The organism is Blautia sp. HCP28S3_G10, assembly GCF_052065235.1.
Lineage (GTDB): Bacteria > Bacillota > Clostridia > Lachnospirales > Lachnospiraceae > Blautia_A.
In genome coordinates this window covers 207,784-229,633 of record NZ_JBQHUL010000002.1, presented here as the reverse complement: position 1 = coordinate 229,633, position 21,850 = coordinate 207,784, and the positions used below count along the sequence as shown (strand labels likewise).

The 21,850-nt window shown below is 42.4% G+C and carries 12 protein-coding genes; all 12 read right to left on the bottom strand.

Features of this window, described 5'->3' with window-relative positions; genetic code table 11:
- Positions 1–91: 91 nt before the first annotated feature.
- Genes ACTNB8_RS02160 through ACTNB8_RS02105 form a run of 12 tightly spaced genes read right to left on the bottom strand, consistent with a single transcriptional unit; the run spans position 92 to position 21,820 of the window.
- A complete protein-coding gene (locus ACTNB8_RS02160) occupies positions 92–1,870 on the bottom strand; it encodes an Ig-like domain-containing protein (protein WP_441051931.1) in 1,779 nt (592 codons plus the stop codon).
- Positions 1,867–7,824: a cadherin-like beta sandwich domain-containing protein gene (locus ACTNB8_RS02155; RefSeq protein WP_441051930.1), complete on the bottom strand. Its 5,958-nt coding sequence runs from the start codon at positions 7,822–7,824 to the stop codon at positions 1,867–1,869. Before ACTNB8_RS02155 ends, ACTNB8_RS02160 begins: the two co-directional genes overlap by 4 nt.
- A gap of 1 nt (position 7,825) precedes the next feature.
- Positions 7,826–9,169 (bottom strand): DUF4430 domain-containing protein, encoded by a 1,344-nt coding sequence (locus ACTNB8_RS02150; protein WP_441051929.1) that lies wholly within the window; start codon positions 9,167–9,169, stop codon positions 7,826–7,828.
- Positions 9,170–9,197: 28 nt separating this feature from the next.
- On the bottom strand, positions 9,198–11,546 hold the full coding sequence (locus tag ACTNB8_RS02145) for a transglutaminase-like domain-containing protein (RefSeq protein ID WP_441051927.1): 2,349 nt from the start codon (positions 11,544–11,546) through the stop codon (positions 9,198–9,200).
- Between the two features lie 15 nt (positions 11,547–11,561).
- A complete protein-coding gene (locus ACTNB8_RS02140; RefSeq protein WP_441051925.1) occupies positions 11,562–12,650 on the bottom strand; it encodes a DUF58 domain-containing protein in 1,089 nt (362 codons plus the stop codon).
- Positions 12,650–13,582, bottom strand: coding sequence for an AAA family ATPase (locus tag ACTNB8_RS02135; RefSeq protein ID WP_441051924.1), 933 nt, complete (start codon positions 13,580–13,582; stop codon positions 12,650–12,652). The genes ACTNB8_RS02140 and ACTNB8_RS02135 overlap by 1 nt, the downstream gene beginning before the upstream one ends.
- A 1-nt stretch (position 13,583) precedes the next feature.
- Complete coding sequence (locus tag ACTNB8_RS02130) at positions 13,584–14,345, bottom strand: sugar phosphate isomerase/epimerase family protein (RefSeq protein ID WP_441051922.1); 762 nt, start codon at positions 14,343–14,345, stop codon at positions 13,584–13,586.
- Positions 14,342–15,211: an ECF transporter S component gene (locus ACTNB8_RS02125; RefSeq protein WP_441051920.1), complete on the bottom strand. Its 870-nt coding sequence runs from the start codon at positions 15,209–15,211 to the stop codon at positions 14,342–14,344. The genes ACTNB8_RS02130 and ACTNB8_RS02125 overlap by 4 nt, the downstream gene beginning before the upstream one ends.
- Positions 15,190–16,929, bottom strand: a complete 1,740-nt coding sequence (locus ACTNB8_RS02120; RefSeq protein ID WP_441051918.1) for an ABC transporter ATP-binding protein — start codon at positions 16,927–16,929, stop codon at positions 15,190–15,192. The genes ACTNB8_RS02125 and ACTNB8_RS02120 overlap by 22 nt, the downstream gene beginning before the upstream one ends.
- The gene (locus tag ACTNB8_RS02115; protein ID WP_441051916.1) at positions 16,926–17,939 is read right to left on the bottom strand and encodes an energy-coupling factor transporter transmembrane component T; all 1,014 of its coding nucleotides are present in this window, start codon (positions 17,937–17,939) and stop codon (positions 16,926–16,928) included. The genes ACTNB8_RS02120 and ACTNB8_RS02115 overlap by 4 nt, the downstream gene beginning before the upstream one ends.
- Positions 17,929–19,161, bottom strand: coding sequence for a DUF4430 domain-containing protein (locus tag ACTNB8_RS02110; RefSeq protein WP_441051914.1), 1,233 nt, complete (start codon positions 19,159–19,161; stop codon positions 17,929–17,931). The genes ACTNB8_RS02115 and ACTNB8_RS02110 overlap by 11 nt, the downstream gene beginning before the upstream one ends.
- On the bottom strand, positions 19,154–21,820 hold the full coding sequence (locus ACTNB8_RS02105) for an Ig-like domain-containing protein (RefSeq protein ID WP_441051913.1): 2,667 nt from the start codon (positions 21,818–21,820) through the stop codon (positions 19,154–19,156). Before ACTNB8_RS02105 ends, ACTNB8_RS02110 begins: the two co-directional genes overlap by 8 nt.
- Between the last annotated feature and the right edge of the window lie 30 nt (positions 21,821–21,850).

Genomic DNA, 21,850 nt, shown 5'->3' with positions numbered 1-21,850 from the left:
ACAATTCGCAGAAACAGTTACTTTTAAAGTGACTGACACATCTGTAGAAATCCAAAATCGGTGCGAAATAATCTGCCGTATGGGACATCATTTAATTTGCCGGACAACACTCTGAAGGTTTTACTGTCGGTGCTACAGGTTTTACAGGTTTTACAGGTTTTTCTGGTTCTGCAGATTTTGCAGGTTCTGTGACAGTTACTTTATAAGTTCCTGATACATTGCTGTCATCTTTGCTTGTTGCCTTTACTGTTACTGTTCCTGCTGCTTTTGCTGTGAACAGACCACTTTCACTGATAGATGCAAGGGCAGTGTTATCAACGCTCCATTCTACTCCTGCTTTTCCGCTTCCTTCCGGACTGGTTGTTGCTGTGAATTCAAGTGTTTTTCCTACTTCAACTGTATTCTTTCCACTCTTTTCCCTAACTGTAATACTCTCTACTGCCGGATCTGTGACAGTTACTGTGTAAGTATCTGACTTACTGCTGTCATCTTTGCTTGTTGCCTTTACTGTTACTGTTCCTGCTGCTTTTGCTGTGAACAGGCCGTTCTCATCGATAGTTGCAAGGGCAGTGTTATCAACACTCCATTCTACACCTTTCTCTCCGCTGCCTTCCGGATTAACCATTGCAATGAATTCAAGTGTTTTGCCTGCTTCAACGGTACTCTGTCCATTGCTTTCAGATACTTTAACGCTCTTTATTACCGGAGTTACTTTAACTTCTTTTGTAGCTGTAAATGCCTTTCCAGCCCAGTCTGTATCCTCAGTTGTAGCAGTTACTGTAACGGTTCCTGCTGCTTTTGCTGTGAGAAGGCCTGCATCATCAACAGTAGCTACTGAAGGTTTATCTACAGACCACGTTACATTCTGATCAGCCGCTTCTGGTTCTACTGCTGCTGTAAGCTGAAGACTTCCTTTGCAGGTATCTCCTGATGTAATGGAAACTCCTGTTGCATTCTGAATCTGCTGTACTGAACTGAGGAATGCACCGTTTCCTTTTGTAACCTTACTCTTGTCACCATAGAATACGGCTGTTTCCAGAGAGTTATTGGTATCACTGGCTGTTCCTGAACCGTTAAAAGCATACTGTCCAATTTCAGTAAGTGATGCAGGGAAGTATACTGTCCTCAGATTCTGCACTGTCTGGAATGCACCATAGTAAATCATATTTACTCCATCTGGTACACGGAATTCTGCATTCTTTTTTCCATTCGGATATGCATACAGTTTTGTTCCATCTGCACTGTAGAGGACACCATCATCAGATTTAAAAGCTGTATTGCCCTCTGCTACATTAATTTCTTTCAGGCTGTCACAGCCTTCAAAGATTCTGGTATGTGCCTTATTAGGTAGTCCAAAATTTACCACTTTTTTAGGAATCTCTACCTCTGTTAATTTTCCACAACCCGCAAACATATAATTCGGTAAAGCAGTTAATGTATTCGGAAGTTTAATTGTTTCCAGATTTGAGCACTTTTCAAATGACGTCTTTCCATATGACATTTGCGTAATAGTTGCAATTTTAGTATCACTGAGATCAATATTTACTATTTTAGTATTCCCCGCAAAAACTGCTCTGCCTAATTTTGTTACATCTACTGGAGTATCTGTTCCATTTTTTATAACACTTCCCGGAACATCTACTGAATATTCTTCCCCGTCCAAATTACTATCATCAATAGAGGCAAGTGTTGCAATTGAACCTGACACCGAAAATTTATACACAAGTTCCTGGTCATCTGTATATGTATTATCTTCTGCCAGTTCTACCGGTCCCGTCATTGCATGTACAGTTGCCGGTGTTGCCATCATTGCTGCCGATACTGCAGCAGTTGCCAGAAGTACCTTTGTGTATCTCTTTAAATCTTTCATACTCTGTTAATCTCCTTTCGTACTTTTCTTTTCCATTCCGTTTTCCTTCGGTTGACCATGCATGCCCGAATCCAGAATAAGAGATACAGAAGTCCCGCTACGGAAACGAATGATGCTGCTTTCAATCTGAATGGCAGAGCTTTCCAGCCATCTTTTTTCCGCATATGATCCTGGCTTTTGCTTCTGTCTGTAACATTCTTTTCCTTTTCTTCTGAAACATTTTGTTCTGAATCACTGTTTGTTTCTGTTTTTTTAACAGTCTTTCCTTTCTTTTCTGTTTCTCCTTTCTTTTCTTCTTCCGATTCCTTTTCAGTATTTTCTTCCACCTTCGAATTATTTTCTTTCTGCGGTTCTTCCGAAGAATTTTTATTCATTTTTTTCAGTATTCCACTTCCTTCTTCCACACTTTCACGGTTGTCCCTGGTATATGCAGAAGACTGTTTTCCTTCAGGTCCTCCGGGATGTTTTCCTCCGCGGTTTCCGGATTCCTGATTTTTATGATTATCCGATGCAGATTTTCTGCTGTCGGGAATACTGACTGTAAGTACCTTACTGAAGTTTCCGAAGTCATCTTTCATTATAATATGGATATACTTCTTCCCCTTTTTCAGACTGTTCAGTGTAATAATATTGGTACCTTCTATACCTTCATAACCTTTTGAGGAAGTATCCGGCACTATAATGCTCTTTTTGTCTGTTACGGTATAGTAATATCTTCCTTTTTCTGAAGACTTAAATATGACAGAAGCCTTTTTTACGTTGATCCTGCTGGCTGAAACTGCTTTCAGCACCGGTGCTGTAGTATCGTGGATAAATAATTTTACAAAATAGTCCTTTTGCGTTCCATCTTCAGCTGTAACTGAGACACGTACCGATGCCTCAAATATCTGTTTTTCAAAATATACCTTGCAGCAGAAATGTCCATCCACAGTTTCTGTTTTTATGGACTCATCTTCTCTGGAAACAGTAGATCCCTTTACCCCGCCGAGTGCATACACTTTCACAGCAGCCCTGGTATCCTCCGGTTCTATCCAGAGATTCAGGTAGCTGCGCTCTCTGTCATAAGTCGCTTCATAATTAATTACATCCGACTTAAATGCAGGTTTCAGTGTAAGAATTCCCTTTCCATATTTATCAGAACTGCCTACGTAAAGAGCTTTCAGAAGTGCATTGGAACTTCTGCTGCTTTCCAGGCTGATCTCATAATGGTCTGTTCCTGCTTCAGCTGTAAACTCCATGGTTTTGCTGTAATAACCTTCACAGCTTACGGAAACTGTATAATGATTTCCGATCACCAATGTACATTTTCCATCTTTCAGTGCAATTTCTTTTCCACTGTCATCCCTTATTTCAACCTTCGCATTCACCGGTTTTATATCAAACCTGCAGCTGATCTCCTCATACTGCCGGATACTGAGTTTTAGTGGTGCTTTTATCTTATTTCCCTGAATATCCACTGCAAAAATATAAATATCTTTCGCTTCACTTCCTATATTACTCAGTGTATAACTGTTTCCACCTTTTTTTAATTCAGTTCCCGGCTGTGTCAGATCAAATTCCGGTTCTTTTCCACCTGCTTCTGTAGTCATGCAGTAAAAATATCCATTTTCATTGGAGTGAAATGAGATCTGTCCCGTTTCCCCGTCTGTTCTCCATGCTTTTGCATCTGTAAGCACCGGACCATAAATATCTGTTCTGAGAAGATTTATATGATAATCTTTTGTTGTCACTCCGTCACCTGCAGTTACTTTCAGTGTCACTTCCGCACTTGACTGGTCATCATCAAAATAAACTGCAAACCTTGTCATGTTTCCTGCTCCTGCCGCATTCTGGAAACGCAGGATTCTCCGGACTCCGTCACCTGCCTCAGCTTCTATCTTTGAATAAATTCCCTTTGCCGAAGCATAAATGTTCAGAAATTTCTTTTCTCCTGTATAAACATCTGATATATACTGTGTATTCTCTGATTTAAAAGTCGGACTATAGGATATATGTGAAGCAGTTACATTCACTGAGTTGTTATCACTTATCACAAGACCGGAAAGATCTGCATTACTGCCAAGCCCCATCACCTTTATCCTGTAAGTTCTCTTCTGCTGCTTATACATGACAACAATCTGGATTACTCCCTCTCCTTTGTCATCCAGGCTTACTGTACAGGTTCCTGTGTAGTTCTGTCCGTTCACTGTAGCTGTACGGTCTTTTGGAACCGTGAGTCTCACACTTACCTCTCTTGTACCGTCCGGAACTGTCAGCGTATAATTTCCTCTGGACGAATCAAAATCATCATCCCATTTTATCTTTCCTTCCCTGCATGTTACATCAATATCATCAAGATATGCACTGTTGGAAGAAACAGCCATCAGATAACCGGAATCATTTTTGTAATAAAGTGTCCCATCACTGTCAGCACAAATTGTACTGATACAGTACTGCTGTTTTTTTGTTTCCGGCACAAACAGATCCTCAGCCTTTCCTTCTGTCTGACCCGGTTCATCAGACAGGAAACTGATTCCTCCCGGATAAACGTTATAGGTAAAATACAGATATACTCTTCCATCAGGCTTTCCATCGCCATTATAATCCTCATTTTCATAGGCTGTAGAAAGAGTTGCTCCTGCCTGTGGATACCCTTTTACAGGTACAGAATAAGCAAGATTTATTCCATTGATGTCCTCCTGAAGGACATCAAAATGGTGTCCGGCATCTTCATTAAACTGTCCGCCGGTTCCACATACACCAATATAGATTCTTCCCTTATAGACTACAGGCGATGCTGTTGCCATGCCACCCAGATAATAAAATGCGACAGCCCCGAATGTTCCGTCAGCATTCATCTTTACACGGTACAGCATTCCACCCTTAGTAGCGAAATAAATAAATCCATTATTATAAACTACAGAAGTTCTTATATCCCCCTGCAGATTCTCAAGTGAATCTATGAGAAGACCAGTCTTTGTAGACACAGAATACAATATCGAAGACACTGTATAATTACCCTCTGCTGATCCGTCATCTGAACCAAAGACCACATAATCAGACGTTGCATAAGAACCAGCCCAGTAAAATCCACCTTTATGTGAATACTTCCATGTACATTTCTTGATCTCTGCAGGATTGTCCGGATCTTCGTCTGTTACTGTAAGACAGAAATAGGCTCCGTCTTTGCTTTCTGAATTCCATGTTCCCGTATATATATATCCGTCTTTATAAGTGATCGGTGAAAGTGTCTGTCCTCCTATTGCCTCACTGATCCACAGTGATTTCATGGTCGTTGCACTGATTGCCTGGATCTGCCCGTTTCCAATCTGTGCAAAGATCATTCCTTCCGCATACGTAAGAGGGTTCAGCGCAAATACAAGACTTCCTTTCAGCTGGTCACTGACCATAAGAATCTTTCCTGTCTCTTTGTCCAGCTTATAAATGTATTTTCCTGCGCCTGTATACAAATATCCTCCGAGGATTAATGGCGGTGTACAGGATTCATTCCAACTTCCTCCTATCTGCAGTGACCATTTTTCACTTGTTTCCCTGCTGTTATTTGGAGTACTTACACTGATAACGCCATTATTTTCTTCATTGTTTCGATAATTCCACCATTCATTATTATCAAGCTCCGGATATTTTGTATCTGACCTGGTCAGTTTGACAGTTATCGCTCCACCCGGTTCCGCAGTGAATTTGCCACTCTCTGTAAGAAATCCATAACAGCTTACTGTATAGGAATATTCAAGACCGCCTTTCAGTCCGGTAAACACAAGCGGCTTCTCCAGAGATGAATACACTCTTTTTCCCTGTGCATCATATACACATACAGCAGCATCTGGCGGATCAACATGAAATGTCACATCTGATACTTTTGATCTGGTTACTTTTATGGTGTAAATTCCTTCAGATGTATAAGTCATACCGGCAAATTCCGGATCTGAATACGTTTCTTCTTTCGCCAGTCGGACCTGAATATCGGTAACCGTCTCCTCCAGTGGAACTTCTGTTTCCTCTCCTGATTTACATGGAACTCCGTTTATCATCACCTGTTCCACCAGGCCATCATAAAGTTCCGGTTTCAGATAAAGACTGTTGACTTCATCAGAAACAGACACCGTGTACTCGTGCCTTGTTCTCGTAAATCTTGTTTCATTATAAATATTACTTCCACCTGGAATATCCGAACAGGAAAGATTTTTCAGTTCCAGTACACGGTTGACAATAATTTTATATACTTCCGTATCATCTCCGCTTCCAACAGTGAGTGTGCAGACCCCACGTCTTGCTCCCTCTTCATCTGAACCGAAAAATTTACACGGTACTGAATTTCGAAATTCATGATCTTCTGTTGCAAGCAGTATGCTTTTCTTTTTCCTCGTTCCAGCCGCTGAAACTGCGCTTACAATTGCATCAGCATTCTCCGGTGCATATGCAGAAAGTTTTGCAGATATGTAGAAAGAATATTCTGAACTGTACTGGCTGCTGTAATCTACAGTATATACAACACCGCCAAACTCTTTATCAAGTTCTTCATGACGGACCAGGTCTTTTGTATCGTTTGCAGTACCTCCGTAATCCCTTGTATAAACCCCAAGTGATTCCAGGTAGCGCCCCGCCGCTTTTTCCTGAAATTCAATTTTGATATCACCGCTATCCTCTGTTGCCGTAAATTTTCCTTTTACCGGCTTATACCCTTCTGCATATGCCGTATACGTATATTCATTCTGGTCGAGAAGCTGCGTAAAAATAAGCGGATCATCTGTGTTGGTCTTTATTTCAGCACCATACTTATCAAAAAGTTTTACAAAAAAAGTATCTTGTGTACCTTCCGTATCAGAAACAAAGTTTACATTTACCTGTTTTTCTACCGGATGTACATGAATTACATAAACAGTATCTTCAAAGCCTTCGTATGAGACCTTTACCTGAATATCTTCCTCTCCACCTTTCAGTGTATAATCATAATATTCGTCTGTAGGAGTTTCCACTCCATTGATCTCCACCTTATATTTTGTACGGTTTTCAGTGTATTGGTAGAAATATGTAACTGGAAGTATCGACAATGTCCCGCCTTTTATATCACCTGGAAGATTTACATCATATTCTTTCTGAAAATCCACGCCTGCTTTTGAAAACAGCTCTTCTCTTTCATGATTATAAAATGTATAATCCATTCCTTTGTATTTTGCTTTGAGTTCTCCCAGCGTAAGAACACGTTTTATGTGAACCAGATAGTCTTTGGTTCCTTTACTGCTGTGTATCCTTATTGTATTTTCGTCAGGGCCATAATCTACAACATAGTCCATCGCAGCATAATTTCCGTACTTGGCATAAGCATTAAGTATTACTGACTCATCTTTCCCGTTGCAGTCTTTGAAATAGGCCATAACATTTTCGGAAAAAATTGAAGTTGACAGATTGTAAATTCCCTTCAGGTAATCTGGAAAATAAAGAGTATACTCATGAATCTCCGGTGAAAATTCAGGAACTGTAGGATATGGCAGTGCAGATGAGCCAAAACTGGAAGAACCAAATTTCATCTGTTCCAGCCAGTCGTCTGTTTCCTCTCCGTCGCCACTTTCCAGAGTGATATCTTCTCCATCTGAGAACTGGTCTTCTTCCTGCTCTGTATCCTGATTTTCTTCTTCCTGATCCGGAGTCTCTGTAATCTCTGTCTCTGTTTCCGAATCCTTCTGATCTGCTTCTGCCGGGTCCGGAATCTCTGTAACCTCTGCTTCTGTCTCCGGGTTCTTCTGTTCCGCTTCTGTCTGGTCCGGATCTTTCTGACCAGTTTCAGATTCTTCTGTTTCCCGCGATTCTGTTCCTGACTGTGCTGCTTCCTCCTGACCAGCATTTGTCTGTTCTGACAGTACAGTATCTGTTCCTGCCTGCCCGGCTGCATTCACAGGGACACTGCTGAATAACATGAATACTGACATAAGAACTGCCAGGCATCTCTCTTTCATATTACCAATCCCCCCATGTTTCTCCGCCAAGCATAGCCTCACCTATGTCTGCGCCATAATGTAAAGTAAATCTTACTCTTATCACATCTCCATCTGCCGGAAAATACGTATTCATTCCAGTGCTTAAATATGTTCCATTTACAGAAAACATCCAGCCGGATCCGCCAGTCAGCGTACCCTCGCCAAGCCAGTCCGGTGAACAGGTATCCGGATCGGGGATATCATTTACCTCTTCCAGATGTTCCTCTATCTGCGAAGGAATCTCATATCCATCTGTAATCCCTGCCCTGTCAACTGATTTCAGATAAAATCCTGAATCCATACTTCCTGTAAAATGATACTGACAGCCTGCAGAATAAAGGACTCTGTTCAGCACATAAGGAAGTGTTTCCTCATCATAAAACGGAACTTCTACAGGACCTATAATATTTCCCAGTCCTATAGTAGAAGCCTCAAGACTGAACGTTATCGTACCTGCCGGTTTTTCCTCTTCCTCATTTCCTGTTATTTCTTTGTAAACTGTAACACTGACCGTATCTGTATTTCCATATCGGTCTGTCGCCGTAATACTTATTTCATTGTTGTCATCAAGATATGCCTTATAACGTATCACACCATTGTCCGTGGATATGCTTGACAGTTTTTTGCCATTGCAGGTAACATTGAGCTGAGACGAAGTAAGAGCTCTTTCTTTATAATCTTCCGCATATACAGAAAAAACTCTTGATTCTTTGTGAATTGTTTCTCCATCCGTAAGATCAGAACTGATAGTCGGCCTGTAATCTACTGGTTCCGGTGTATCCTGTGGGGTTTCCGTGGGTGTCGGCAGAACTACATTCTGCTGATTACGGTCATCATCTGCCGAATTCCCATGATCCTGCGAAATGTCTGCTTCGGAATCGCCGAAAGTTTCTGTCACGGGAGCGCCATCTCCGTCTTCATCAGATGTATTTGCTCCTGTTTCGTCTGTCGCTGAGACATTTTCCGATTCACCCCCGCCATCACTGGTACTGTCACCAGAGCCGTCATCCTGAAAATCTTCAGTTTCCTGCTGTTCTTCTGCCGGGTTTTCTTCATCGGATTTTTCCTCCGGTTCTTCTGAAGCAAGGACTTCCGTATTAAGAAGCTGCGGGGTATCTTTTCCGTCCCCACTCACTGCCGGTGTATAGAAGCCTTTTCCTCTGTATACAACCTGCGATCTTTCTTTACTGATTCCATGAAGAGGATTTTCCGGAACTGCTTCACTCTGATGGGAAACTGATCCTCCAAGTAAAATTACAAGAAGCAAAAGACACAGTATAAGTCCTGCTGCCCAAAGTCTTTTTTTATTTTTATCTGACTTCATCTGTGCCGTCTCCTTTCTCCTGTATTTATCAACAAAGTCTTTCTATATAGCGCATCATAAAACGGTCATACCATCCGGCTTTTTTCAATACTTCTCTGCGGAGCTGTTCCATATACTCTTTCACTTTTTCTCTCTCTTCTTTCGAGACAGAATGTCTGCTGAAAGCAGCACGCTCTCCGGATTCACATGCTTTCAGATACATCTGTGCCAGCTCTTCTGAATAATTAACTCTGAGATATTGTACTTTTTCAGATTTTTTTATTCCATAAAGATCACTGTGTCCATAAAGAAACAGATCTGATGCATATTTCATCATCGCAAGAACTGCCTTTTCGCTGTTTTGTACACGGAACAGCTTTTTCCTTCTGAATGCAGCTGTAATTCTTCGTATTACAGATATAATTATAAATAATAGGACAATAAGATCAAATCCGACAAACAGTACAAAAACAATCCTTAACAGATCAAACATAGTTTCTTTGAGAAGTTCCGGAAGAGATTTTTCCTGAATTTCTTCGCTGTCTTCCACCATACTCTGTGCGGACGCTGCTGTTGTTCCTGCCTCAAGACCTTCTGTCAGATCCGGCTGTTCCATTACTTTTTCAAAATCCGGTGATACTTCAACTGGTACCCAGCCAAGTCCGTCTATGTATATTTCCGGCCAGGCATGCCCGTCAGATGCCGGAATCTTTATTGCGGAACCGGCTTCTGCATTTTCTGCTGCCTCCGAAGTGATCACATATCCCTCCACATATCTTGACGGTATTCCATAGTAACGGAACATCAGAACTGCTGCCGACGCATAATGCACATCATATCCTGTTCCTGATTCTGTAAGGAAATAATTAACAGGATCTTTCCCCTTTGGAACTGTTCCGCATTCTTTATTAAAACTGATATTTTTATCAAAAAATTTCCGAATCTCCGTAATTGCAGAATAATAATCAATATGTCCTTCCTTCTGCTCACCCGGATCCCCCAGAAGCTTCTGCATCAGTTCATTCTGCGATCTTGTCAGTTCTGTGTAATGCTTATATGCAAAAACATTATAATAACTTTCTGCCTGTTCATATTCCGTATCCGGATTTTCTGTCATCATAAGAAACGTTTCTGCGGCAAGTTTTGGAAAATCTATTACAAGATTTCCTGTCGTATGGAATCCATAATCCCTGATACCAAAAAATCCTGCTGATTCCAGCGATTCATCCGCATTATGTTTCAGTTTTTTACTGCCCCATGAGTCCTTTTTCAACTCATAAGGTACATAAAGATATTCGCTGTCAGCATTATTGTTCTTCACTGCAACTGTAATATCCTGATCTGAAAGATCCGGGTCACTGACCAGCTGTCTTGCTGTGTCAAGCTGGGCACTGCTATCAAATCCTTCCTGATGAAGCCAGTAAAACAGTGAATCTGAATCATAATATTCTTCATTTGAAAGTTTTTTCCATTCACCCGAACTGTAATCTGAGCCTGTAAATCCACGCAGATACAATGACTGCGGTTCACTCATTGTCACCGTCAGCGCAGTCTCTCCCGATGCCTTCCAGCTACCAAGGTTTTTCAGATTGCCTTTCGGCAGTGAATTGATCTTTTTGTTTCCATAACGCACAGACTCTACAGCTTCTTTTTCTGCAGCCCTGATTTTTTTTGTAAGATCCGGTTCATTATATGATTTCGGGGGATTTATCCAGACAGTCAGTATCATTCCTAATCCCGCAGTAACTATAAGAAAAAGATACATGATAAAGGATACTGTGCTGTCTCCTCCCTTCACTTCTGTTTTTGCATTTACATAAACACGAAGGGAAACCATTCCCAGAAATCCAGCACCAGTCAGTACAGGTCCCATATATCCCGCACTGTTTCCTGTCAAAGCTGCAAACCCCACCAACAGTATCAGCCAAAAGACTGTCAGCCAGATTCTTCCATACTTCATCACCCAGTACATAACTGCGCCTGTAAGAAGCCCTGCGAACACTGCAGCTATGATCAGATCATTTCCTGCTGTCTCCGTACTCTTCAGAGCATACTGTTTTAGTATGATTCCATGATTTCTGCCTGCTGCCTCTGCCATACAGTTATTCAATATAAGAAGTCCGTTTACAAAGTTTTTCTGCCCGGCCAGTGCCAGAAGTGCCGGTATAAGGATCAGCGCTGTTGTTCCTGCATATGAAACTTCTTTCCGTGGAATCAGTTCAAACAATAATACCGGAATACCGGCTGCAAGAACCAGAATAATCCACGAAACACCCGTTCCCAAAGTCCTGTCAGCTGTAATCATCAGCCCGGAGGCAAGAAACCATGCAGTGAGACTTTCAGTAAGAAGCCTATTCAGTTTTTTTCTGTTCTGTATCTGTCCCACACAAACCTTCATGTCCGTCTCCTATTATTATCCTGGAAATTCTGTATTTTCATCAAAAACAGTTACTGTGGCTTCCCTTCTGAGATACTCCACATCATCTGTCTCTTTTCCTGCTGTTACATAAATATAATGTGCTGCCTGCCACTCTTCAGCACTTTCCAGAAATTTTTTCAAACCGGACAGACCTTCACAGCTTCTTCCTGCACCAATAGCAAATTCTGCTGTCTGCCAGAATTCATCTGTATTCTCTGCCTGGAGGATTTTTGCCCTTTCTTCGTCGAAATCATAAAATCCAAGCTGGCATGAAATTCCCTCATCTGCAAAAGCCTTCAGAAATGACAGTGCAAGCGAGATCTGCTGATCCATTTTCTGCGGTTCCGGAAACTTTCTGTCAAATCCTGTCTCCATGAAGACCATCACTGCATGGCTGACCGGGTATCCAGGCTCCCGCACAGTCATTTCTCCAAGTCTGGCACTCAGTTTCCAGTGGACCTGTTTCATATTATCTCCCGCTCTGTATTCACGAACCTGATAAGTTTCACCGTAATCTTCTCCGCTCCGTTCTGAAGAATACAGAAAGCTTTCCATATTAAAGCTCTCATTATCCAGCATTTTCTCTGGTATGTCATATATTGTCGGAAATACTGTAATTTTTGCTTCTGTATGTTTATTTTCCCTGCGTCTGAACAATACAAAAGGATCTGTATATTCCAGTTCATCTACAGACAGCTGACAGACACCACTGTACTCTGTACAGACAGAAACAGGAATTTTTGTTGTTTTTCCTGCCGCAGCTGCAAAACTCAGCTTTTCCTTTCCTTCTTCACCTGTCAGGGTGTTTTTCCAGTTAAGCTGACACCTGCCGCGAAATACAGGAAAATGCGAGCTGTTTTTTATGATAATGCTGCCGTTTATATTCTGATTTTTTTCTCCGTTTTCCGGAAAAAAAGAACCAAGTTCTGTCTCCCGCCCCTCTGCCAGTGTATACAGTGCCATACACAGCAGTACAAAAAAAGCAGATACCAGAATACAAAGGACACCATAAGATCCGTCTGCCAGATAGATACCGATTCCCAGTACAGCCAGTATTCCCGCCGTGATTCTGGTCTTTTTCATTATTCCACTCCCGGTGCTTCTGTATTTTGAAGAATTTTATTGAGTACTGTTTCTGGTGTAACATTGCTGATCCTTGCTTTCGGATTCAAAACAATTCTGTGCCCGCAGACATCGGTAAACACTTCCTGCACATCTTCCGGAATCACATAATCACGTCCCAGAAGATATGCCCTTGCTTTTGCCATTCTGCTGAGTGCAAGTGCTCCACGTGGACTTACACCAAGAGTGATCACCTCGTCCTCTCTTGTCTTTGCAGTCAGACGGCTGATATATTCCAGAACAGCATCCGAAATGTAAATAACTCCTGCTTCCTGCTGCATCTTAATAAGGCTTTTCCCATTCAGCACCTGTTCAACAAGATCCATCGGATTCTGTTTCTGTCTATCGCGTAGAAGTTCTACCTGACTTTGTATATCCGGATAACCCATACTGAGTTTCACCATAAAACGGTCAAGCTGTGATTCCGGAAGCATCTGTGTTCCGGCAGTACCTACAGGGTTCTGTGTCGCGATCACCACAAAAGGTTTAGGAACCTCATAAGTCACACCATCTACAGTCACATGTCCCTCTTCCATAACCTCAAGAAGTGCAGACTGGGTTTTGCTTGAGGTACGGTTGATCTCATCTGCAAGAAGCAGATTACACATAACAGCTCCGGGTCTGTATCTGAATTCTGAAGTTTCCTTGTCATACATAGTAAAGCCGGTCACATCTGAAGGAACAACATCTGGTGTAAACTGTATTCTTCTGAAATCCAGTCCGAGAATTTTGCTCAGTCCAATTGCTGTGGTCGTTTTTCCTACCCCTGGAACATCCTCCAGAAGAATATGCCCTCCGGCAAATAATGCCATCAGCATCTTATCTGTGACATCTTTTTTTCCGATAATTACTTTTGCCAGTTCCTCTTGAATTCTGGTAATATTATCTGCCATCTTATGCCCTTCCCTTCTGATTATCTCTGCAAAGTTTCTCACAGCATATCTCTGCATCTTCCGTCTTCGGACATTCGATCGTCCATGTCCGTTCTTCTGTCTCCGGCAAAAATTCCAGAGTTCTTTTCCATGGAAGAGTTCCTTTTCCCAGCCCTGTATGTGCATCCCGGTCTCCACAGTTATCATGCACATGCACATGCGTGACATAAGGAGCAAGAGACTCTGCCCATTTCAGTACATCAATATCTGAATAGCAGTGACTGTGTCCGATATCCAGGCACAGCGTAAAATTTTCTCTGTCCACCTGCCTGTATACATCCATAAGGAGCTTCCAGTCATTGTCAAAAACATTTTCAAGTACCACAGGTATTTCTTTTCTGTCCTCCATGAATTCCCTCCAGAACAATGACACATGATCAGCCCAGTATTCCGGATAATATACATAAGGATTCATTCCAGAATGAAAAACAATCTTGTCTGCCCCAAGCTCTGCCGCAGCTTCATAACACTGCCCGAATCTGGTCATTGTTGCCTCTCTTACCAGACTGTCATAGGACGCCGGATTGATATCCAGAAAAGGGCCATGAAGAACCAGCGGCGGATTTCCCATATCTTTCAGCTTTTTTCTGTAATTATTTATCGATTCCTGCAGGTGATCCAGATTATCTGAAATGGAAAAGTCTATGCTTTCCACACCTACATTATATTTTTTTATAATTGTCTTCAGATCTTTATCTGGTATCAGATGGCTTACATAGATCAAAGTTCTTCCTCCTGTGGTTCGATCAGTCCGTATTTTCTTTTGATTCTCTCAAGTTTCTCAAGGAGCGGTCTGCTCATAGTCCAGAGAAAAAAAACTGTAGAGCTGGCATGCACCAGGTCTACCGGTATTCCGGATATATAATATGCGATCAGGCTTTCTTTCGTAATATATCCATATGACATCAGTATACTCGCCGGATTCATGATACCGCCAAAAATAAAGATTACACTGAGGAAACCATAAATACAGAGATCCAGCTTACGTGCCTTCAGAATTCCCTTCTGATAAAGAATTCCCGCCATAAATCCTATCAGTCCATAGGAAAACATCTGCCATGGGGTCCACGGTCCGTGTCCCATAAACATATTGGAGATCAGCATGATCAGACAGCCAACCAGAAATCCGGCCTCTCCTCCAAAAGATACTCCTGTAATAATCACAATTGCCGCAATCGGTTTAAAACTCGGTATCATAAAAAAGGCAGCACGTCCGGCAACTCCAATAGCTGCAAGGACCGAGATTACCATAATTTCTCTTGCTTTGGGCTTTCTTCCTTCAAACATCATAAAGAATGGAAGCATTGCTGCAACTACTACGATCAGACTGCAGACCATATATTTTCTTCCGTGAAAAAACCTCACAGATAAATAAAGAATCAGCGGTACTGTCAGAAGCATGAGTGCCAGAGCCACCCACGTACGGTGGTCAACTTTTCCATCTTTCCTCATCTGCCGTATGATCAGACCATCAGACGGAAGTGTATACTCTTCCATTTCTTCCGGAGTTGCCTTGTTTTCCTGTTCTGTGGGAGATGCTCCATCCAGAAATTCATCCAGAAACCGGTCTAATTCCTGTTCTTTAAGCATTCCACCACATCCTTTCCGGTAACAGCCTCCGGGAAGAACTGTCTTGCCATTCTGTTTGCTGCTGTTGTATAGAAATTATTTCCTGCAAAAAACTCCCGTGTTTCTTTGCTGGTCACAATATTTCCCTGGAAAAACAGACCTGCTCTGTCTGCATATTCTGCCACAAATTCTATATCATGAGAAATCATAAAGATTGTCATTCCATGCTGTTGAAGTTTCTTGAGAATTTTTCCAAGCTCATCTTTGTATTCCGCATCCATGCCCTTTGTAGGCTCATCCATCAGAAGAATATGGGGACGAAGCAGAAGGACTTTCGCAAGCGCAAGTCTCTGCTGCTCCCCACCGCTCAGATCATATGGATGACGCTCCAGAAGATCCTCCAGCTTCGTAAGACTGACAATTCCCTCAATTGCTTTTTCTTTTTTCATTTCTATCGGATATTCCGGTGATGTTTTGTTTTTCTTTCCTCCAATCACGGAATAAAGATCCTCCAGTACTGTTTTTTTAAGAAAAATACTCTGCGGATTCTGTGGCATAACGCCAAGATACCCACAATAAAGGTCCCTGTCTTTAAATGTGCGGATATCTTTTCCCTCAAAATATATTCTTCCCCTGTAAGGCTGACGGACACGGCTCAGTAATGACAGTGTTGTACTTTTACCTGTTCCATTACCTCCTACCAAAGCAAAAAACTCGCCTTTTTTTACTTTCATGGAAAGATCCTGCACTACATCCGGACTGTCTTTTTCGTAGCGGAACCAGACATCTTTCATTTCAATGGCATACTCTTCTTTTCCGGTCTTTGCAGGCTTTTCAGTATTTTTTTTCTTCAATGAAGAATCTGTTCCTGAAATCTCTTCTGTATCCGGAATGCCTTTTTCGGTCTCTTTTTCCAGATACTCCCGCATCCAGACACGCCCTTCACTGACAGTCAGAGGACAGGATAGGCTGCTGTCCATTTCTCCATAGATCTGTACAGGCACAGGCATGGAAAGATAGATTCCATGATCCAGATCTTTCAGTTTTTCGCCTACTTCTCTCGGTGCTCCCTCCAGAAATACGCTTCCTTTATCCATAACAAAAACTCTGTCTGCATAGGGAATGATATCCTGAAGACGATGCTCTGTGATAATAACAGTTGTTCCAATATCTCTGTTTATTTTTCTCACTGTTGCCAGAAAATCGGAGGCTGCGATCGGATCCAGCTGAGATGTAGGTTCATCCAGTATCAGAAGTGAAGGATGCATTGCCATGACTGCTGCCAGATTCAGAAGCTGTTTCTGTCCTCCTGACAGTTCAGCCACATTTTTATAAAACCACTGGTGAATGCCAAAATAGCTGGCCATCTCGGCAACTCTGAGACGGATATCATCTGTACGATATCCCAGGCTCTCCAGGCCAAAGGCAAGCTCATGCCACACCTTATCCGTGACAATCTGATTGTCCGGATTCTGCATTACAAATCCAATCTCACTGCTCTGGGTTCGGTGATCCACCTGCTTCAGTGATTTTCCCTTAAATATAATACTTCCTGTTGACGCTCCGTGAGGTGCCAGAACCGATTTCATCTGTCGAAGCAATGTGCTTTTGCCACAGCCACTTCTCCCGCAGACCACATTCAGCGTACCTTCCTCAATTTTCATATTTGCATGAACCAGAGCTTCTTTTCTCTGATCAGGGTAAGCAAAACTGAAATCTTTTACTTCCAGTATATTCATGATCTGATTCCTTCCTCTTCCATCTCTTCGTAAATCTGCCTGTATGTAAGACCAATATCCTGTCCCACATTTTTCCGGCTTCTCTCCAGGCTTTTGGTTTCTGCCACGTCCAGGATCACAGGAAGGAAGCAAAAAAGTCCAAATGATATATAAGTTGCAAAGGCCAGCACAGGACTGCAGGAAACCGGGGCTGTTCTTCCCTGAACAGTAAATCCCGCCAGTAAAATTCTGGGGTTATACTGGGCAAATACAGCACCTCTGGCACAGCCCACTGTAATGATCACAAACAGGCCTGTCATTATCGCACCCAGGATCTTATCTCTTCTGGTAAAACGATAAATAGAAAATGCAGTTCTCCCGCGAAGTCCGTATCCACGGCTTCTCATAGAGTCTGATGTCTCTATGGCATTTTCAAGTGCCCATGTGATCAGGATTGAAAGCATGTTCAGGCCATGACGGGCACGGCTTATTACATTTCCATTGCCGGTATCACGTCCCATCGCCTTCTGTCCGTTCCGGATCACATGAAGCTGTGCTGTAAACCTCGGAACAAACCGGAGTGCCATGGAAAGAATCATAGACAATGCCGGTATGATCCTGCCAAAAATATAAACAAATTTATCACTTGTCATGATCTGGTTATAACAGGAAAACCACTGGATCACGACAAACATTACTGCCCCAAGGACAATTCCATAAACAAGGGCTTCAAGTGTTACCCAGTTTCCACTGCTTTCTATATAGAACAGCATGGTTACGCCATAATGGTTGAACATCGGGTTCAGAAGCGCCACGATCAGAAGTCCCGGCAAAGTCAGAAGAAAACTCTGTTTCAGAGTTTTCTTCCAGCCATTCAGGATTCCTGAATATACAACTGCGCCTGCATAAGATACAGCCAGAAAAACCGGATGCTGATTAAACATGGTAAATATCAGGATCACCCCGAAGTAAAAGAAATTTAATATGGGATAACAGCCTGAAAATGAATCTTTTCCTGCTTTAGCCTCCATAGCTGTTTCCTACATCTGAGCCAAGATCACAGGTATATTTCCACTCTATGTTATCTCCGTCTTCTACAGTATAGCTGGAGCATCCATAATTCGGGAACCAGCCGTTTACACTGTACATCCAGCCGGAATTCTGTCCACAATCAAATTCGTAGAGCTGATTGATTCCTTCAATATAATAACTGCCGTACAGCGGTGTATATTTTGAAGACATCTGGATTCCTGCCTGACTGCAGGCACTTTTCAGCACATCAAATACAGTATCTCCCGGTGTAAAGGATATTTCTGAAGGATAAAGGATCCATCCGTCTGAAGGCACAAATTCTGCCTTTGAAGATTTCAGATCATCCCAGTTGTCAAGTATAGAAGAGCACTCAATAGAGATTGTACATGTATGGCTCTCCTCCTGTGAAGAAGAATTATCTTCTTCTGACGAACTGCTTTCGTTACTTACCGTTGTATCTGTATCTCCGCTGCTTTCTGTTTCTCCATTATCTGCACTTCCATTATCTGTGCTTCCATTATCTCCACTGGAAACATCGTTCTGCTCATCCTCCGCTGTTCCTTCAGAAGAACCGCCAAGAAGCACATAAACATCTCCGTCTGCTTTGGTCACCTGGAAAGTGATTTTTGATACAGCCTGATCATTTTCTTTAACATCTTCTATTTCAGCCTGATCCAGCTGATAAATTTTGTCATCCTGATAAATGCAGTAAAGAACCCTGTCTGCTTCCCATTTCTTGGTAAGAGTTACCTCCAGAGTTGCCGGTGCGGCAAGTTCCATCTTCTGAAGTTTTACCTGCATTCCATAAGGAGCCTGATCTGCCTGTTCCTTAATGTCATCCAGTCCGTCCTCTGTAAATTCCACTTTCAGTTTCTGCTCAACAGGATTCTGAATCTTGGTTCCGTCATAGATCCATGTATATTTTATCCCGTCAGATGTTTCTCCGTTAAACTTATACTGTCCGTCTTTTCCGGCAATGGTCTCCATCTGTTCCTGAGTGATCACTCCGTCATCAGGGATCTGATTTTCTTCTTTCAGAGACTCTGCGCTGCTCTTTTTGTCATCTGTTTTCTTTTCCTCTTTTGTTTCTTTCTGCGGCTCAGCAGTCTGTACAGTTTCTTTTGCTGTTGTTTCCTGCTTCTGCTCCCCGCAGCCTGTCAGAAGCATTCCGCACATGGTCAGTCCAAGTAATGCTTTTAATAAACTCCGCCTTTTATTCATCCTTTTTTCGTTTCCTCCATTTATTTATCTGCTCCGGTCCTTTTGTTATAAATACCCCTGCACATACTCCGATAAATCCCCAGACTGCTGATGGGAATCCATCCCATTTTCTGTCTGGTTCCTGCTCTGCAGTTATTTCTTCCTGATATGTTTCCTCCGGTTCGGAATCTGCACTTTCAGTTGTTGCATTTGTAAGAGTTTTTCCTGTTGTTTTTGATTTATCCTTATCGTCAACATATGGTTCAGCCTCAAATCCCCAGCCTTTAGATGACTTTTTATTCTTGTCAGAAGATGAACTTTTTTTATCTGAAAGTGACTTTCCTGTGCTTCCACCTGATAAAGATTTACCCTTACCGCCTGGTGTACTGTTCAGTGTTTTGCCTGATTTTCCTGATTTTTTTGAGGAATCGGAAAAATCGCCACTATTTTTGTTCTTCTTATTCTTTTTTGTTGAAGACGTTTTTTTGGCTGCTGTCGGCTTCGGTGTCGGTGTCACGATCCCGGTTCCTTTTCCATCGCCTTTTGCTCCTGCTGCCAGTTTAATATCAGACATATTATAAAGGCTGGTCTGTCCTCTTTTCAACCTCTGGTATGCCACCAGTGAGTAAAAGCCCTGTTCCGTAGCTATACCGTTGACCTTTCCTGCCTCACCGCCACCGTTATTGGCAGATCCTGATTTTACATGCATAAATCCACTGTTATCAATATGATAAGAAAGCAGATTTGCGATCATCCAGTTTCCGCCCTTGATAAACCGGGAATCTTTTTCCGGATCAATTCCAAGCGCACAGAGTCCTGTCAGAACCTGTGCACAGGACTCTACGGTTTCTGTTCCTACTGTAGAAAATCCACCTGTGGGATTCTGCATGTTACTCAGTACACTCAGTGCCTGGTCAATGGCTGCCGTTACATTTTCATAACCCGCTTTGCGATAGTATGGTGCCAGCGCCTGTAAAGCCATTCCTGTAAGATCTGAATCAGCTTTCGTGCCGGACATTGCCCAACCGCCTCCCGGCATCTGCACACTGAGAAGATAGTCTATCAGTTTTTCTCTTGAATTCTGATTTCCGCCTGCTTTTACAGTGGGAAATGAATAAGCAGGATTTGAATCCAGGGCAATCAGCGCCCATATTGCTCCGTTCGATCCCTGTTCTACTGTATTGTCAAAATCTGCAAGCGGGTCAAAAAGGTTATATCCTGCTACATTTCTGGCATCTTTTCCTATGGCAGTCATAGTCAGGATAGCCTTGGAATATTCTGTATATTTAATGGTAGTGGTAAGAACACCTTTGTTTTCCTGCAGATAATTTGCAAAATGATTATAATATGTTGAAAAATAGGAGGAATTCAGATTTTCGCCGTTTCTCGCACGTGAGAGCACAAACCATTCACTTCCCCGTGTAGGATTCGTGTCCAGCGCCTGTACATATGAGATTGTCTCGGAAAGCACCTGGTCAGCTGATTTATTAAGTACATTTGCTCCCTGAACTACAGACATTTTACAGGATGCCTGAATCTTATCATTCCCCTTCACAGAAACGGTTATTGTGGCTGTTCCCTGTTTTTTACCAGTCACCTGTCCGTTTTTGTCCACCTGTGCGACTGTTTCATCACTGCTTTTCCACTGAAGTTCATAACCTTCGGTGATTATTTCGGGCATAGTTGTGACTTTCAGGGTAGTTTTCTGTCCGATATTTACACTTGCAGTCTCATCCAGTGCTATTTTCTGAATTGAAGTAGATATATCTGCAATATAAATATTCTGCACATCTTTGCCATCTACCAGATTAAATTTTCCATTTTCATCCTCTTCTGGAGTAAGAAGGCTGATCTTACCGTCCGCAATAGTAAAAATCTGCGGATTTTTCATCTGTGAATATCCCTCCGGAACCGGGAAAGAAAGTGGAAGGTTTTTGCCCGGTTCACATTCACTGCCATACCGGACATCACTGTACGAAAGTTTTACTGCATATTTCATACTTACCGTGCTTCCGGGATTTCCGCTCTGATACAGCTGTACTGCTGCCTGGATTTCTTCTGGTGTTGCTTCTTCCGCATGAAGAGCTATGTACCAGTAGCCAATATCAGCTGTCACTCCGCCGGAAGTCCGGTTCACATCCATAATACGCTGTCTGATCGTTTCAATCTTCTGTACCACAGATGGCGGTACTGCCTTCTGAGCTTCGAGAGCCATATCATCATAAAGACCAGAAGCTGTAAGAAAATCCTTCATCACTTCTGATGTCATATCCGGCACTGACTGTTTCTCCGCTTCTTCCACAGCCTCCGTGATAAATCTGATATCTTCCTCTATGTCATCACTGCCTGCTGATATCTGAACTTCATCAGTGACTTCCTGTGAAGGAACAGCTTCCTCCTGTCTGGTGTCGTTTTCTGAATTTTCAGAATTGTCTTTGTTTTTCTCACTGTTGTTATCTTCCAAGTCTGAAGCACTATTATCTGAAGAGGCAGACTCTCCCTCTTCCACAGTGATTTCCTGTCCGCTTTCAGTATCAGACCCGACCTTATTTTCTTCTGTTTCCGCGTTACAGCCTGCATCATTCTCTGCTGCTGCCACTGACAGGGCAAAATTTCCTGCCGGGCCTGTTGTCATAACAAGGGAGGCACAGAGAAGTGCGGCTACTTTCTTTTTATTCATTATATTGTCAATCTCCTGAATGCGTTTGTT

Bases quoted from the DNA above. Each gene is read 5' to 3' on its own strand.
- ACTNB8_RS02115 (WP_441051916.1), bottom strand. From the start codon at position 17,939: ATGGAGGCTAAAGCAGGAAAAGATTCATTTTCAGGCTGTTATCCCATA.
- ACTNB8_RS02140 (WP_441051925.1), bottom strand. From the start codon at position 12,650: ATGAAAAAGACCAGAATCACGGCGGGAATACTGGCTGTACTGGGAATC.
- ACTNB8_RS02120 (WP_441051918.1), bottom strand. From the start codon at position 16,929: ATGAATATACTGGAAGTAAAAGATTTCAGTTTTGCTTACCCTGATCAG.
- ACTNB8_RS02125 (WP_441051920.1), bottom strand. From the start codon at position 15,211: ATGCTTAAAGAACAGGAATTAGACCGGTTTCTGGATGAATTTCTGGAT.
- ACTNB8_RS02105 (WP_441051913.1), bottom strand. From the start codon at position 21,820: ATGAATAAAAAGAAAGTAGCCGCACTTCTCTGTGCCTCCCTTGTTATG.
- ACTNB8_RS02135 (WP_441051924.1), bottom strand. From the start codon at position 13,582: ATGGCAGATAATATTACCAGAATTCAAGAGGAACTGGCAAAAGTAATT.
- ACTNB8_RS02150 (WP_441051929.1), bottom strand. From the start codon at position 9,169: ATGAAGTCAGATAAAAATAAAAAAAGACTTTGGGCAGCAGGACTTATA.
- ACTNB8_RS02160 (WP_441051931.1), bottom strand. From the start codon at position 1,870: ATGAAAGATTTAAAGAGATACACAAAGGTACTTCTGGCAACTGCTGCA.
- ACTNB8_RS02145 (WP_441051927.1), bottom strand. From the start codon at position 11,546: ATGAAGGTTTGTGTGGGACAGATACAGAACAGAAAAAAACTGAATAGG.
- ACTNB8_RS02155 (WP_441051930.1), bottom strand. From the start codon at position 7,824: ATGAAAGAGAGATGCCTGGCAGTTCTTATGTCAGTATTCATGTTATTC.
- ACTNB8_RS02110 (WP_441051914.1), bottom strand. From the start codon at position 19,161: ATGAATAAAAGGCGGAGTTTATTAAAAGCATTACTTGGACTGACCATG.